This is a genomic window from Chromobacterium fluminis, from assembly GCF_011602385.1.
Taxonomy (GTDB): domain Bacteria; phylum Pseudomonadota; class Gammaproteobacteria; order Burkholderiales; family Chromobacteriaceae; genus Chromobacterium; species Chromobacterium fluminis.
This window is the reverse complement of record NZ_JAAOMA010000020.1, coordinates 44726-56858: the sequence shown is the minus strand read 5'-3', so window position 1 is coordinate 56858 and position 12133 is coordinate 44726. Positions and strand designations below refer to the sequence as shown.

At 63.9% G+C, this 12133-nt stretch carries 11 protein-coding genes; 5 read left to right on the top strand and 6 right to left on the bottom strand.

Annotated elements, in window-relative coordinates:
- Window positions 1–453 precede the first annotated feature (453 nt).
- Window positions 454–2082, top strand: a complete 1629-nt coding sequence (locus tag HA052_RS14850; RefSeq protein ID WP_166452467.1) for a S53 family peptidase — start codon at window positions 454–456, stop codon at window positions 2080–2082.
- Between the two features lie 100 nt (window positions 2083–2182).
- The gene (locus tag HA052_RS14845) at window positions 2183–2827 is read left to right on the top strand and encodes a HugZ family pyridoxamine 5'-phosphate oxidase (RefSeq protein ID WP_166452466.1); all 645 of its coding nucleotides are present in this window, start codon (window positions 2183–2185) and stop codon (window positions 2825–2827) included.
- 62 nt (window positions 2828–2889) lie between these two features.
- Here the strand turns inward: HA052_RS14845 and ribA are convergent, their stop codons facing one another.
- The gene (gene ribA, locus HA052_RS14840; protein WP_081544494.1) at window positions 2890–3471 is read right to left on the bottom strand and encodes a GTP cyclohydrolase II; all 582 of its coding nucleotides are present in this window, start codon (window positions 3469–3471) and stop codon (window positions 2890–2892) included.
- A 96-nt stretch (window positions 3472–3567) separates the two neighbouring features.
- A complete protein-coding gene (locus HA052_RS14835; protein ID WP_166452465.1) occupies window positions 3568–4293 on the bottom strand; it encodes a GAF domain-containing protein in 726 nt (241 codons plus the stop codon).
- 110 nt (window positions 4294–4403) lie between these two features.
- Here HA052_RS14835 and HA052_RS14830 point away from each other — a divergent pair, with 110 nt between their 5' ends.
- The gene (locus HA052_RS14830) at window positions 4404–5480 is read left to right on the top strand and encodes a hypothetical protein (protein WP_166452464.1); all 1077 of its coding nucleotides are present in this window, start codon (window positions 4404–4406) and stop codon (window positions 5478–5480) included.
- 54 nt (window positions 5481–5534) lie between these two features.
- Here the strand turns inward: HA052_RS14830 and HA052_RS14825 are convergent, their stop codons facing one another.
- The 3 genes from HA052_RS14825 to HA052_RS14815 form a co-directional block, all read right to left on the bottom strand.
- Window positions 5535–8201 carry a collagenase gene (locus HA052_RS14825; protein ID WP_166452463.1) on the bottom strand — a complete coding sequence of 889 codons (2667 nt, stop codon included), beginning with the start codon at window positions 8199–8201 and terminating at the stop codon, window positions 5535–5537.
- A gap of 223 nt (window positions 8202–8424) precedes the next feature.
- A complete protein-coding gene (hslO, locus tag HA052_RS14820) occupies window positions 8425–9306 on the bottom strand; it encodes an Hsp33 family molecular chaperone HslO (RefSeq protein ID WP_166452462.1) in 882 nt (293 codons plus the stop codon).
- Window positions 9303–9899 carry an Ntn hydrolase family protein gene (locus HA052_RS14815; protein WP_166452461.1) on the bottom strand — a complete coding sequence of 199 codons (597 nt, stop codon included), beginning with the start codon at window positions 9897–9899 and terminating at the stop codon, window positions 9303–9305. Before HA052_RS14815 ends, hslO begins: the two co-directional genes overlap by 4 nt.
- A gap of 223 nt (window positions 9900–10122) precedes the next feature.
- Here HA052_RS14815 and HA052_RS14810 point away from each other — a divergent pair, with 223 nt between their 5' ends.
- Complete coding sequence (locus HA052_RS14810; RefSeq protein ID WP_166452460.1) at window positions 10123–10560, top strand: hypothetical protein; 438 nt, start codon at window positions 10123–10125, stop codon at window positions 10558–10560.
- Here the strand turns inward: HA052_RS14810 and HA052_RS14805 are convergent.
- On the bottom strand, window positions 10529–10945 hold the full coding sequence (locus HA052_RS14805; RefSeq protein WP_166452459.1) for an OsmC family protein: 417 nt from the start codon (window positions 10943–10945) through the stop codon (window positions 10529–10531). The genes HA052_RS14810 and HA052_RS14805 overlap by 32 nt on opposite strands.
- A gap of 121 nt (window positions 10946–11066) precedes the next feature.
- Between HA052_RS14805 and tsaD the strand changes: the two genes are divergently transcribed.
- On the top strand, window positions 11067–12092 hold the full coding sequence (gene tsaD, locus HA052_RS14800) for a tRNA (adenosine(37)-N6)-threonylcarbamoyltransferase complex transferase subunit TsaD (RefSeq protein ID WP_166452458.1): 1026 nt from the start codon (window positions 11067–11069) through the stop codon (window positions 12090–12092).
- Window positions 12093–12133 lie beyond the last annotated feature (41 nt).

Here is a 12133-nt window from a genome sequence, read left to right as displayed (position 1 = left end):
GCATTCCGGAGGCCCACTCACCATGCGGCGCCTCACGAAGCGCAGCAGACTTTGAACAGGTTCTAAACCCCCGTCAGCGCCCACAACGCGTCACCAGTCCGCACGTTGGCTAGCTCAGCAAAAACTCATGCGCCGCATGAGTAAAATCGCAGCCTCAACCACCCCTCTCCTGTTTAGCCTCACCCATCAGACATATCCATGGAAGCCATTAAACAAACACATCGCATGCCTCATATTTTTGCGTTTTGCATACAGATTTGACGCTGATCAATAATTTACTTGTCATCACTTGAGGTTTGGGATTACACATTCAGCGTTCCCCATCGGGAGCAGCCCTTCCGCACCAAGGGCAACCAATCTGGATCAAAGGCGCGCCGTCGAGCGACTACAAGCCTGGTCCAAGGGCCTTGCCCAAGAGCAGGCCCGCGCGGTACTTCTTCAGAGGAGAAGTGAATGTTTGCCAAGCAATACACGGCCGCACTGGTGTCCGCCGCCGTCTTCAGCATCGCGGCGCAAGCAACAACCCTCAACTGGCAGTCCACCAACACCCTGGCTCATCCTGTGCAAACGCTGATCCCGCAAGCGCAGGATAGCGGCGAAGTCGCCGCCGGCCAGAGCGTGCACATCGCCGTGGCCTTGAAAGTACGCGACAAAGCGCAGCTGGACGCGCTCACTCAGGACATCCTGCAAGGCCGCAGCAAGCGCTACCTGAGCAAGGCCGAGTTCCTGCGCCGCTTCTCGCCCACCGAGGCGCAAGCACAAACCGTGGTCAAGCATTTGCAGGCCAGCGGTTTCCGCACCATCAAGGTGGCGCCCAACCGCCTGCTGATCACGGCCGACGGCAGCGCCGCCACCGTCAAGGCAGGCTTCCAGACCACGCTGCACCGCTACGACATCAACGGCCGTCAGGCCTTCGCCAATGTCGCCAACGCTCAGGTGCCCAGCCAGTTGGCCGACATCGTTCTGGCGGTGCACGGCCTGCAAAACGTCCACCAGTTCCACACCGCCTTGCGCCACCCAACGCCGCAGGCCTTCAAGACCGCCAGCGTCAGCGGCCACTCTCCCACTGACTTCCCGTCCATCTACAACGCGAACAGCCTGCCGCCGGCCGGCAACACCACCGTCGGCATCATCGCAGAGGGCGACCTGAGCCAGACGCTGAGCGATCTGCAGGACTTCGCCAGCAGCGCCGGCTACGGCGCGGTGGCCACCTCGGTGATCAACAGCGGCACGCCCACCAGCGACACCTCCGGCACAGAGGAATGGAACCTGGACAGCCAGGACATCCTTGCCGCCGCCGGCGGCGCGGTTCAACAGATGAACTTCTACGTGGCGCCGTCGATGACCAACGCCGATATTACCGCCGCCTTCAACGCCGCGGTCAGCGACGGCACGGCCAAGGTGATCAACGTGTCGCTGGGCGAATGCGAAACCAGCGCCCAAAGCGACGGCATGACCGCCAGCGCCGACCAGATTTTCCAGGCGGCGGTAGCCCAGGGCCAGACCTTCTCGGTATCCACCGGCGACTCCGGCTCCTACGAGTGCGGCGGCCGCACCGCGCGCCAGAGCTACCCGGCGGTATCGCCCTACGTGATCGCGGTGGGAGGCACCACCTTGTCCACCAGCGGCAAGACCGGCTATCTGTCGGAGAGCACCTGGAACGGCGGCGGCGGCGGCCCCAGCTATACCGAGAGCGCCCCTGCTTGGCAGAGCAGCGCCGGCGTGCTGACCATTTCCAAAACCAAGCGCGGCGTGCCCGACGTCTCCTTCGACGCCGACCCCAATAGCGGCGCGCTGGTGCTGGTCAACGGCAGCACCTCGCAGATCGGCGGCACCAGCCTGGCGGCGCCGCTGTTCACCGGCTTCTGGGCGCGGATCGAAGCGGCCAACGGCAACAACATCCACTCGCCGGCGCCGTCGATTTACAAATACTTCAAGGCCAACCCCTCGCTGTATCACGACGTCACCAGCGGCAGCAACGGCGCTTACAGCGCCGCCAAGGGCTGGGACTACACCACCGGCTGGGGCAGCTTGAACATCGCCAACCTGAACGCCTTCATCGCCAGGACTCCAGGGTTCTAATCTCAACGCCCTCTCTCCTTGAGCCCCGGTCCGCCGGGGCTTTTTTGCGCCTAGCCCCGTCGCCGGCTAAGATGAGCCCACTTCGCGCCGAGAACCCAACATGAAAATCCCGCCCGCCGCCGCCATCCACCTACTTCACCGCTGCGCCCACGCCAGCCTGGCCACTCACAGCACTCAGCTGGCCGGCTACCCCTACGCCACACCGATACCCTGCGTGCCCGACGCCCGCCACCGGCCCACGCTCTGCCTCAGCGCGCTGGCCGAACACTGCAAGAACCTGCGGGCCGACCCGCGCTGCAGCATGGCGCTGCTGGACCCGGCGGCGGCGTCCAGCCAAAGCGGCACGCGCCTGACCCTGCTGGGCGATATGGAAGCCTTCCAACCCACCCCGCTGGAGCTGGCGCGCCACCTGCGCTACCAGCCGGAGGCCGAAGACTGGCTGCAGCTGGATTTCACCTTCTACCGGCTGAAGCCGCAACGGTTTCGCTATATAGAAGGCTTCGGCCGCATGGGCTGGCTGGAGGCCGAGCAGTGGCTTGACGGCCCGATGCTGGAGCCGGAGCAAGAAGCGGAGCTGCTGGAACAAAACACCACCCTGCCCGCCGGCGTCCGGCTACTGGGCGCCGACTGCCACGGCATTGACTACGAGATCGCCGCCACGCGCCGGCGACTGCCCTTCCCCGCCGCGCTGGAGGTGGACGAACTAGCCGCCCGCTGGCCGGAACTGACTGCGGCGCTGACATGAAAAACGGGAGCCCTCGGCTCCCGTTCGTTCACATCCTGCTTGCGCCGCTTTGACGCGGCCATTCACTTAAACAACATATGGCCCAGCTTGCTGGCCTTGGTGTCCAGATAGCGGTCGTTGTGGGGATTGCGCCCCACCTCCAGCGGCACCCGCTCCACCACATCGATGCCGGCGGTGCGCAGGGTTTCGATCTTGCGGGGATTATTGGTCATCACCCGCACCCGCGATACGCCCAGCTGTTCCAGCATGTAACGGGCAATGCGGAAATCACGCATGTCGGCGGGGAAGCCCAGCCGCTCGTTGGCTTCCACCGTGTCGGCGCCACCGTCCTGCAGCTGATAAGCGCGGATCTTGTTGATCAGACCAATGCCGCGGCCTTCCTGGCGCAGGTACAGCAAGGCGCCGCGACCTTCGGCGGCAATGGCGGACAAGGCCGCCTCCAATTGGAAGCCGCAGTCGCAGCGCAGCGAAAACAGCGCGTCGCCGGTCAGGCATTCCGAATGCAGCCGCGACAGCACCGGCTCGCCGTCGTCTATCGTGCCCAGGGTCAACGCGATGTGCTCGCGGCCTCCCACTTCTTCAAAACCATGCATGGTGAACTCACCCCAAGGGGTGGGCAGCTTGCAACTGGCGACGTATTCCATCCTCGGCTCATCCGCGCTGAGCTCGACAGCAGGCAATGACATTATTTCTCCGCTAAACCTGATAAGCGCACCTGAATCCGCGCGCGATAATCTTTATTAACTGTGGTCGGCTTCCGGATTTTCAAGCGCCAGCGGCAAAGCGGCGAAGGGCTCGGCCAACACGATGGCCAGCGCGGCCAGCCACACCAGCCGTTCCGGCGTGAAAAAGCCGGCGCTGGAGGCCTCGGCGTCCAGAATGCCCAGCACATTGTCGTCCCGGCCCAGCACCGGCAGGCAGACCTCGCTCATGACTTTGGGATCGCACTCGTAATAACCGCCGCCCTCGGCACGCCAAGCCTTGACGTCCTCAATCAACACCGCCCAGCCGGTCAGTCCCACCCGGCTGTTGTTGCTGTACTCGGCGAAGGCCTCGGTCAAAGGAAACTCGGCGCGGCTGGGCACGCCCTGGTAGGCCAGCTTAACCAACTTGGCCTGCTGGCCCTTGCCTAACTTGCGGTACACGCCCAGCCAGTCCGCGCCCACCTTGTGGTTTACCGACTCCACCAGCGCGTGCAGATTGCGCAAGGCCGCCGTGGCTTCCGGGCTTTCGCCGCCGAACAACGGCGCCAGATCGTAAGGTTCGTCGGCCAGTTCTTCAAACAAGGAGCAACTGCCGTCCTCGCTCAATTTGGGCACCCGATAGCGGTACAAGTCCTGGCGCGCCGCCGGCTTGTCCGCGCTCAATACCGCGGACAGGGTCAACACCGCGATCTGCAGCTCGGTGCGATCCAGTTCCAGGCTCTGCTCGCGCAGATAGTCGGCCAGTTGGCTTACGGGTATCATGACTGTGCTCCTGAAGGCGGCACCGCCGCCTGATGCGAATGAATATCGAAACCCAGCAGGATACCAAAAACCGCCCCACGCTGGCCAACCCCAGTCCAGAATAAGACACCATGTCCGCCATCCATATTCCCTACCAGCCCCTCGTGATCAAGGCCGGCGCGCACGCCCGCAAGCTGCTGGCGCGCCAGGGCCTGCCCGCCGCCAGCGTGGCCATTCTGCCCGGCGCCGCCGGCGGCCCCAAGGCGATAGGCATCACCGGCCTGGATCAGGCGGTGTTCGAATGGCTGAACGGCAACCCGCGCCGGCGCGAACTGGTTGGCGCCTCCATCGGCGGCTGGCGCTTCGCTTGCGCGATGCAGGCCGAACCGCGCCAGGCGCTGGCCCGGCTGGCGGAGCGCTACACCGCTGAAACCTACGCGGCGGACTCCAGCGTGGCCGACATCACCCGCCAGACCCGCCTGATGCTGGACGAGATACTAGCGCCGGCGGCGCGTGGCGCGCTGATAGACCATCCGCACTATCAGCTTAGTCTGTTGTTGGTGCGTTCCCACGGCCTGCTCGCCAGCGAGGCGCGCGCCGCGCTGCTGGGCGGCCTGGCGCTGAGCGCCGCGCTCAACGCCGTGTCGCGCGGCCTGCTGCGCCACGCTTTCAGCCGGGTAATCTGCCATGATCCCCGCAGCGCCTTGCGCTTCAAGCCCGAGGACGGCATCCCCACGCTGTGCCAGCCCTTGGGGCCGGACAATCTGGACACCGCGCTGATGGGCACCATCGCCATTCCCGGCGTGCTCAGCGGCGTGCAGCTGCCAGGCGCCCCGGCGGCCACTTATCGAGACGGCGGCCTGACCGACTACCACCTGGACTTCCCCTTCGCCCAGGGCGACGACATCGTGCTGTATCCTCACTTCACCGAGCGCATCGTGCCCGGCTGGTTCGATAAATTCCTGCCCTGGCGCAGGCCCGACCCAGCCCACCACGCCAACACCGTGCTGATCGCGCCGTCGCGCGACTACCTGGCGCGCCTGCCCGGCGGCAAGCTGCCGGACCGCCAGGATTTTCACCGCTACCTGGGCCGGGACGCTCAGCGCCAGCAGGTCTGGCGCCAGGCCACCGCCGAGAGCCAACGGCTGGGCGACGCCTTCATGGCTTGGCTGGAACGGCCGGATCTGGGCCAGGTTCAAGCGCTCTAACACAAAAAGAGCCGGGAATCTCCCGGCTCTTTTCATTCATGCCTCAGACACGCCTCAACCGGCGCGGGCCCAGCACGCCTCGTCCGACATATTCACCGGCGTCGCCAGCAATTGCACCACCACATCCCGCGTTTGCGCGCCCTTGCGCACGCGCACGGTGATCTGGTCTGCCACGCCCGGCTGGTCCTGGTCGCGGCGGTAGTTGAAGGCACCGTGGTCGGCCATGATGGCGCGGCCGAGCTTGGGGCCGCTTACCAGGCTATAGCCGTCCGGCTCGCCCACGCCTTGCAACTGGCCACGCAGGCAGCGCACAGGGCTGGAATAGCTGAGCTTGGCCAAACCCAGCTGGGCGTCGCCTCCGCCCGGCTGCGACGGCTGCGACATGGCCGGACCCAACGGACCTTCGCAGCGCAGCGCGGCGCGCTTGGCCTTGAAGTCGTAGTCGGTGGCCGCGCAGTTGAGCGCCATCATATTGTTGATGCCGCTGCCGCGCAGCAGGTTCTGCAGCGCGGAATCCAGCGTCTTGTCCAGCTCCTGGCGCGCCATGGTGGCGGTGCCGGAACGCAGCGGCAAAGCGCCGTCGCATTCGAAGCGGCGCAGAGCGCTGCGCTCGCCGTCAGCCCACACTCGGCACGTCACCGGCAGATAGCGGCGCATCGCGCCCTCGATCGCGCCGACGTCGCCGGCCTGCCATTGCGCCTGCTTCAGCCAATCCACGCCCCGCTCGGTTGAGGTGTTGCCCAACTGGCCGGCGCGCTGCGCCTCCACCTGGCGGCCCACATAGTCGTGGAAGCCCTGAACCAGGCCGGCGTCGCGCCCCATTTCCGCCACCAGGGCGTCGAAGCGCTTGACGTCGTCGGCGCGCAGCGCGGCCAGGATCTCGGCAATGCGGCCCGGCTGTTGCTGGTTCAGATAGTAGAACCACAAGGCGGAATGACTGTAGAAGTCCCAACCGTCGCTATAGCTGGAACGCATGATGCGGGACGGTTCCAGATAGCTTTGCGGCCAGCCGTTGGCCACCACGTCCACCACGTGGCCGCGCACCTTGATGCCGTCGCGCGACGTGCTCCAGGCCATGAATTCGGCGAAGCCCTCGTCGTACCAGGCCATGCGGTGGTCGTCGCGGTAGAAGTCCGAGCTGCCCCACATGCCCGGCTGGATGAAGCGGCCGGACAGATAGTGCACGTACTCGTGGCGCACCAACTCTTCCAGGCTCAGATAGCTCTCGCGCGGCACTTCGCGCTGGAAGGTGTAGAAGGTGCCGTCCTTTTCGATGTAAATGCCGCCGTTGTCGGTGGACAATTCATTGAGCAGGCCCTGGAAGCGCTGGTAGGCGGTCTTGCTGCCGTAGATCACCATGCGCAATTTGGCGTTGGTGTCGCCGCTAACCGGCTGGCTGATGCCGCTGACCCGGCCCAGTTGCGCCTGCACCTGCTTCATCGCGTAGTAGAGCGGCTCCACTTCGGCCAGCGCCAGCGAGGTTTCGAACACCAGATTGCCGTTGTCGAAACTCCAGCTATGCGGGAATAAATGGGTTTTCAGTTCCTGTTCCGCCTGGCAAATGCCGTAGCGCTCGCACGGCACTTTGCCCAGTTTCTTCAGCGCGTACACCGCTTCCGCCCACGAAGCGCCGAACTTCTCGCCGCCCAGCAAGCCGGCCACCGCGTCTTCCGCCAGCTTGGCGGTGCGCGGGTATTGCATGAAACGGCCGGTTTCGCGCACGGTGTTCAGATACATCTGCTCATCGGCGAAAGCCGCCTGGCCGGCGCGGGTCAGTCCTGCCAGGCTGGTCGCCAGCGCATCCAGTTGCCCGGCGCCCGCCTTGGCGGCGAAGCCCTCGGTGTAATGCATATTGAACAGGGTGGTCTGCATCGGATGCAGCGCGATGCGCGCCCAGTTGTTCTTCGCCGCGGCGTTGTAACGGCCGAAGAAACGCTGCAGCAGCGGCAAGGCGTGCTCCGGCTTGCGCACCGAATCCGCCAGGATCATGGTTTCCGCCACGGACTGACGCAGATCGGTCGCCAGATACCAAGCGTCGTGATCGCCGCTGCCGTCGCGCACCGGCTCGCCCCACAGCGCCGGGTTTTCCGCCAGCGCGCTCACCGCCTGCATCACCGGCTCGTCCACCGGGCGGCCGTAATCGCCCACTTCCGCGGCGTGGCTGTACTGGGTGAAATAGCCGGCTTTCAAAAACACCGCCAGCGGCCACAGGCCGTTGGCGCTCTTGCCGTCCCAGCCTTGCGCGCGGGCGCGGGCCTCGGCCGCCACTTCACGCATATTCGCCGGCGATACCACCCGGTAGCTGAAAGCGTCCGCCTGGAACAGGCGGTTCATGCAAGTGCCCTGCACGCTGGCGACATAGCGCGCCAAGGCCGCGCCGGACAATTGTCCCAGCTTGGCTTCGTCGCAGTCGGCGTACTGCGGCGCGGCCGCGGCCTCCTTGGCGCGACGCGCGCCGGTCTGCTGCATCGGCCCTTGCGGCTTGGCACCGGGGCCGGCGCCGTCGGCCGGCGCGCCGGGCGGCAGGCCGTGCGGATAGGACGGTTTCTCCGACAAAGCCGGAGAGTGCGAAGAATGGCCGGCCTGCGGCAGATTGGCCTGCGGCGCCGGCTGACTGAGCGCCGTTTTTTCGGAATCGCTGACGCAACCGACCAATAAGGCGGCGGCCATCACGGAAAGACTCAGTGCGCGCACGCCGCTGAGCGAAGCTGTTTTTATCATGACGCTATCCAAGACATTGAAAATGTCGCATCAATAATCATATGCGAATTTCAAATCATATAGAATAGCCATCGTCATGAAAATTCAGTTTAAAATAAAACCAGCAATTTAAACCATAATTACAACATTGGTATTTTTACCCTATTTTTCACCCAAAAAAGAGCGTAAAAAAAGCCGCATAAGCGGCTTATGGAAAGTTTGTTGCCAAACTAACAGAAATGCATCAATGCCTGGCCTCGCGCGCCGCGGCGATCACATCGTAATCGAACAACCCGTTGGCATCGTCTTCGTCGTAGACGTAATGCTGGTTGCAGTAATCGCAGACGATTTCCACGCTGCCTTGCTCCAGCAACACCTCGCCCACTTCCTGGCCGCCCAGCATCTTCAACATGTCGCCGACGCGCTCGCGGCTGCAATTGCAGGCGAAACTCACCGTTTCCTGATCAAATACGCGCACCGTTTCCTCGTGGAACAGACGATGCAGGACATCCTCGGCCGGCAAGCCCAGCAACTCATCCGCCCTCAGGGTGGCGCCCAGCATCTGAATGCGCTCCCAGCCTTCCTGATCCCCATGGCCTTCCGGCAGCCTCTGCAACAGCATGCCAGCGGCGGTTTCCTCGCTAGAGGCCAGGATCAGTCGGGTTTCCAGCTGCTCGGAACGAAGCATGTAGTTCTCCAGCATCTCGCCAATGCTGTCGCCCTCCAGCGCCACGATGCCCTGCCAGGTTTGCGCCTTGTCCACGCGCGGCTCCAAGGTCACTACGAAGCGTCCGTGAGCGCCCAGCAAGGACTGGATGGACGCGTCGTCGGAAATGCTTTCGTCCCACTTTGCGGTGGCGCGAATGGTGCGATCGTTGTTGCACTCCACCACCGCCAGTTTCAGGGCGCCGGCGCCGTGAAGCTGCAGAATCAGCGCTCCGTCAAACTTGAGGTTGGCGGCCATTAGCTCGGCCGCCGCCATCATTTCACCGACAATCTTCTTCAAGGCAGGCGGGTAGCTGCGGCGAGCCAACACCTGCTGCCAGGCGCCGTCCAATCTCACCAGCGCGCCGCGCACCGGCGCGCCGTCAAACAAAAATCGTTGCAATCTGTCTTGTGTGCTCATGCTGTGTCTTTCTTTTCCTTGCCCGCCGCCAGTTCTACGGTATAGACCGTCATCGGCATTGAAGAACTGACGTCGAATTCGCAACCTGCGCGCACGCCGATTTCGGCGATTTCGCGCGCGCTCAGCGCTTGGTCATACACCGCGTACATCGCGCCCATCGCGAACTTGCGGCCGGAGCCTATCGCCCAGATGCGGGAGAACTCGTAAATCTCGCGCATCGGATAAACCCCGAAAATCCCGTGACGGTTGGCGATCACCACCATCATCTGGCTGGATTCGTACGGATCCTCCTCGTCCTCTTCAGGACGCAGGTAGAAACCATCCTTCAGCTTGGGATGCAATTTGCGGAAGGTCTCGAAAATACCCTGGCGGCTGCTCAGGTCCTTTTTCTTCAACTCCTTCAGCGCGCCTTGCAACACCAGATCGTGGGCGGCCGAGCCGGAGATGGCCAAATAGCTGTCCCCATGCTGGAAAATCTTGTTGTGGAAACAATCATAGCCGGCCAACAGCTTCTGGTCGTCGCCAAAAGTGGTCTGGCTGTCGGCGGCGATCGCGATCTGATCGCCCTTTCTTACCGCCACGATGGTAGTCATCCCTACGCCTTTTTCGTCGATGGCGGCCCCGGAGTCGGCGGCCGCGCAAAACCGCCTATTGTATCGGCTTACGCCCGGCAACCCAAGCCTTGCGCCCACGGCCGGCCTTAGGAAAGGTGGGGACCGCCGGAGCGAATCTCAAGACCGCTCCGCGACCGCCATCGGGATGACAGATCGGGTTTTTGACGATACAATGATATTGATTATCATTTACAAAAAAGCCATGCAATTCCACGCTCAAGACTTCCCCATCGTCTGGCTGGATCGCCGCCGCCCGGATGGGCAGCAGCCCACCGACATCTTCGCCACCCTGGACCAGTTGCTGCTCCAGCAACGCCCCTTTGTGTTCATCGCCAAGGAACCGGCGCCAACCGAGCTGGATCTTCACGCGCGCATCATCCGTAAAATGGCGGCGCTGTGGGTCAAGGACAACCGGCTGCAGATTCGCCAATTGATACGCGGCACCATCGTGATCGCCCCGCAAGCCGACCAACAGCGCTATCTTGACGAATTCGCGCCGCGCTTCGAAAAGTTCTGGGGCTATCCGCTGCGCCACCGTCCGGACCATGATGCGGCGCTGAGCCTGGCGGCGGACCTGTTGGCCGGCCCGCCCGCCGTCGGCGGCGTCCTCAGGCGTCGCGCAATTCGAAATCGTGGCTGATCTCGGCGGTCTTGCCCAGCATGATGGAGGCGGAACAGTACTTCTCCGCCGACAGCTTGATCGCTCGCTCCACCGTCTCCGCCTTCAGATCGCGCCCGGTCACCACAAAGTGAAAATGAATGCGGGTGAACACCTTGGGCTCCTCCTCCGCGCGTCCGGCCTCGATCTCCACCCAGCAATCGCTGACTTGCTGCCGCGACTTCTTCAAAATAGTGATCACGTCGTAACTGGTGCAGCCGGCGGTACCCAAGAGCAGCAGCTCCATGGGCCGCGGCCCCAGATTCCTGCCGCCGCCCTCCGGCGCGCCGTCCATCACCACCGCGTGACCGCTGCCGCTTTCGCCCAGAAAACACACGCCGTCCACCCACTTCAACCTGGCTTTCATCCCCGCCTCTCCTCATAGTAGGAATTCCGAAACGGCCTAGCCTAACATCCGGATTTGGGGGAACAAAGATTCACCGGTAAAATAGAAAGATTGTCCCGCTATATCCGAGCTGCGCCCAAACATGCTGGTACTAGGTATTGAATCCTCCTGCGACGAAACCGGAGTCGCGTTGTACGACACAGACGGCGGCCTGCTGGCCCACCAACTGCACACTCAGATGGCCATGCACGCCCAATACGGCGGCGTGGTGCCTGAGCTGGCCAGCCGCGACCACATCCGCCGCGCTATCCCGCTGACCGAAGCCTGCCTGGCCGAAGCCGGAAAAACGCTGGCCGACCTCGACGCCATCGCCTACACCCAGGGCCCCGGCCTCGGCGGCGCGCTGCTGGTAGGCGCCAGCGTGGCCAACGCGCTGGCCTTTGGCCTGAACATCCCGGTGCTGGGGGTCCACCACCTGGAGGGCCACTTGTTGTCGCCGCTGCTGGCCGAGCCCAAACCGGCGTTCCCCTTCCTGGCCTTGCTGGTTTCCGGCGGCCACACGCAGCTGATGGCTGTACGCGGCGTCGGCGACTATCAAATCCTGGGCGAAACCCTGGACGACGCCGCCGGCGAAGCCTTCGACAAAACCGCCAAATTGCTGGGCCTGCCCTACCCCGGCGGCCCTCTGCTGTCGCAGCTGGCGGAGGAAGGCGATCCGGCCCGCTTTACCCTGCCGCGGCCGATGCTGAATTCCGGCGACCTCGACATGAGCTTCTCCGGCCTGAAAACCGCAGTGCTGACGCTGAGCAAACAAGTGGCGGACGCCGACGGCCACATTGACGAACAGACGCGCAAAGACATCTGCCGCGCCTTCCAGGAAGCCATCGTCGAAGTGCTGACCAAGAAATCGCTGGCCGCGCTCAAGCAATGCGGCATGAAACGGCTCGTGGTGGCCGGCGGCGTCGGCGCCAACAAGCAACTGCGCGCCGCACTGGACGAAGCCGCACGCCGCCGCCGCTTCGACGTGTTCTATCCGCCGCTGGCGCTGTGCACTGACAACGGCGCGATGATCGCCTTCGCCGGCGCGATGCGGCTGAAACACGCCCAAGCCCCCGGCAGCTACTCGATCAAACCGCGCTGGGATCTCAGCGCACTGCCCCCGGCCTGACCCACCCCCATGCGCCGCGCCGGCCGCAAACGCCGGCGCGG

Coding starts and splice junctions, on each gene's coding strand:
- HA052_RS14850 (WP_166452467.1), top strand. CDS start 454: ATGTTTGCCAAGCAATACACGGCCGCACTGGTGTCCGCCGCCGTCTTC.
- HA052_RS14845 (WP_166452466.1), top strand. CDS start 2,183: ATGAAAATCCCGCCCGCCGCCGCCATCCACCTACTTCACCGCTGCGCC.
- ribA (WP_081544494.1), bottom strand. CDS start 3,471: ATGGAATACGTCGCCAGTTGCAAGCTGCCCACCCCTTGGGGTGAGTTC.
- HA052_RS14835 (WP_166452465.1), bottom strand. CDS start 4,293: ATGATACCCGTAAGCCAACTGGCCGACTATCTGCGCGAGCAGAGCCTG.
- HA052_RS14830 (WP_166452464.1), top strand. CDS start 4,404: ATGTCCGCCATCCATATTCCCTACCAGCCCCTCGTGATCAAGGCCGGC.
- HA052_RS14825 (WP_166452463.1), bottom strand. CDS start 8,201: ATGATAAAAACAGCTTCGCTCAGCGGCGTGCGCGCACTGAGTCTTTCC.
- hslO (WP_166452462.1), bottom strand. CDS start 9,306: ATGAGCACACAAGACAGATTGCAACGATTTTTGTTTGACGGCGCGCCG.
- HA052_RS14815 (WP_166452461.1), bottom strand. CDS start 9,899: ATGACTACCATCGTGGCGGTAAGAAAGGGCGATCAGATCGCGATCGCC.
- HA052_RS14810 (WP_166452460.1), top strand. CDS start 10,123: ATGCAATTCCACGCTCAAGACTTCCCCATCGTCTGGCTGGATCGCCGC.
- HA052_RS14805 (WP_166452459.1), bottom strand. CDS start 10,945: ATGAAAGCCAGGTTGAAGTGGGTGGACGGCGTGTGTTTTCTGGGCGAA.
- tsaD (WP_166452458.1), top strand. CDS start 11,067: ATGCTGGTACTAGGTATTGAATCCTCCTGCGACGAAACCGGAGTCGCG.